The organism is Mycobacterium sp., assembly GCF_050701675.1.
Lineage (GTDB): Bacteria > Actinomycetota > Actinomycetes > Mycobacteriales > Mycobacteriaceae > Mycobacterium.
This window is the reverse complement of sequence record NZ_JBOGDD010000105.1, coordinates 1-2,188: the sequence shown is the minus strand read 5'-3', so window position 1 is coordinate 2,188 and position 2,188 is coordinate 1. Positions and strand designations below refer to the sequence as shown.

The following is a 2,188-nucleotide window of genomic DNA, read 5'->3' as shown; positions in this document are numbered from 1 at the left end:
GTCGTGGACTGCGCTACGGGTGACGGTGACGGCGCCACCTCGACTTCCTGTGAGACGTTGAGCCACCAGAGGCCACCGCCGAGTGCGGCGACGGCGGCCAGCGAGACCAATGGGCCACGGATCCTGTTCGGTTTCATGTCCTGAGCTTGGACCGAAGTCGGGTGTGCGACTTGGAGAAAGCATGGAGGTTTCATGGAGATCGTGGGTTGACGTCCATGGCGAGGTCGCGGTGATTTTGACGCTGCCGAAACCTCTGCGCCGCGGACCCGAGACATTCTCGCGGAGTGGCCAATTGGACGTATTCAGGAATCCCACAGCGAGGCGAACACGCCGGAGTCTCGGTGGCGCTGTTACCCTGCCATGAGCCGGTGACAGGTCGCCGACCGCACGGCCGGCTGACGCAACGGCGCGGATCACACGCGAACAGAACAGCCAGAGCCACGAAAAGAGTGTTGTGCGCACCGGAGAGATCAGGTCGTTGTCCGGCCTGCGTATCGTTGCCGCGCTCTGGGTGGTCCTGTTTCACTTCAGGCCGATGCTGCAGACCGCGTCGCCGCCTCTCTACGACGCGCTGAAGCCGATCCTCGACTGCGGCGCCCAGGGCGTCGACCTGTTCTTCATCCTCAGCGGGTTCGTCCTGACGTGGAACTACCTCGAGCGGATGGGGCCGACGTGGTCGACGAGGGCCACGCTGCACTTCCTGTGGCTCCGACTGGCCAGGGTGTGGCCGCTGTACCTGGTCACCATGCACCTCGCGGTGCTGTGGATCATCTTCACGCTCAACGTCGGGGACTTCCCCTCGCCCGAGGCAGGCACCCTCACGGCGACCAACTACATCCGTCAGCTGGTGATGGTGCAGCTGTGGGTCCAACCGTTCTTCGACAATTCGAGCTGGGACGGCCCGGCCTGGTCCATCAGCGCCGAGTGGCTCGCGTACCTCTCGTTCGGGCTGCTGGTACTGGTGATCTTCCGGATCGACCGCGCCACGAGGGCAAGGGGCCTGCTCCTGCTGGCGTTCGCGGCCTCGCTGCCCCCGGTGCTGCTGCTGGTGGCGTCGGGGGGACAGTTCTACACGCCATGGAGCTGGCTGCCCCGGATCGTCCTGCAGTTCACCGTCGGCGCCCTGGCCTGTGCCGCCGTGCGAAAGCTCGAGCTGAGCGACCGTACCCGGCGCGTCGCCGGGTACGTCTCGGTGCTGCTCGTCGCCGTGATCGTCGGCGCGCTCTATCTGTTCGACGCGCATCCGCTGCCAACCGTCCGCGACGACTTCGGCCTCGTCGACGTGCTGTTCATGCCGTTGGTGGTGGCCTTGGCGATCGGCGCGGGATCGCTGCCCCGCGTGTTGTCCACCAGGGTGCTGGTCTACGGGGGACAGGTCTCGTTCGGGCTCTACATGGTGCACGAGCTGGTGCACACGGCATGGCTCTGGATCATGGCGCAGTACCAGATCGTGCTGGAGCCGAGTATCACGGCCAAGCTGGTGTTCGTCGGCCTCATCGTGGTGGCCATCGCGCTGGCGGTTCTGCTGTACCACTTCGTCGAGGAGCCCGCCAGGGTCTGGATGCGCCGAATGGTCGGTGAACGCAAGCCGCCGGTCACCGAAACTCACGTCGAGGAGCACGACGAACCCGTGAAAGGCACGCTGGCGCCGATTCACGGCCCCCGGGAGGAGCGACCGAAGTCGCTCCGGGCACGAGCCGGTTGATGGGGGCAACCGCGGGGCGCGTCACCACGTTCATCATTTCGTTGGCGCTGCTGGTCGGGCTGACGACCACCGCACCGGTCGTCCGGGTGACGCCGTACGACGCCACCAGCGCCGGCGCGCCGGTGACCCGTGTCGCGATCGTCGGAGACTCGTACACGAACGGCACCGCGATCGGAGGGCAGGGCCCCAATGCGTGGCCTGTCCGCGCCTGGAAGACGTTGGCGCAACAGGGTCTGCAGGTGGCCTCCGACGTGGCTGCCGAGGGCAGGGCCGGGTACGGGGTTCGCGGCGATCAGGGCAATCAGTTCGGCGAACTGACGGCGCGGGCGGTCAAGCCAGACGACGCCCTGGTGGTGTTCTACGGCTCGCGCAACGACCAGGGCGTCGACCCCAACGTGCTCGGCGGGCTGGTCTACAACGCCTTCTCGATGGCACGCGCCATCGCGCCCGCGGCACGGCTGCTGGTGATCGGCACGCCGTGGC

At 66.9% G+C, this 2,188-nt stretch carries 2 protein-coding genes; both read left to right on the top strand.

Annotation, left to right across the window (positions count from 1 at the left end; all coding sequences use genetic code 11):
- Positions 1–454: 454 nt before the first annotated feature.
- Positions 455–1,705 carry an acyltransferase family protein gene (locus ACRDUX_RS03300; protein ID WP_526410990.1) on the top strand — a complete coding sequence of 417 codons (1,251 nt, stop codon included), beginning with the start codon at positions 455–457 and terminating at the stop codon, positions 1,703–1,705.
- Positions 1,705–2,188 (top strand): SGNH/GDSL hydrolase family protein (locus ACRDUX_RS03295; protein WP_526410989.1); only part of this gene is annotated, 484 nt, incomplete at its 3' end. The genes ACRDUX_RS03300 and ACRDUX_RS03295, both read left to right, overlap by 1 nt.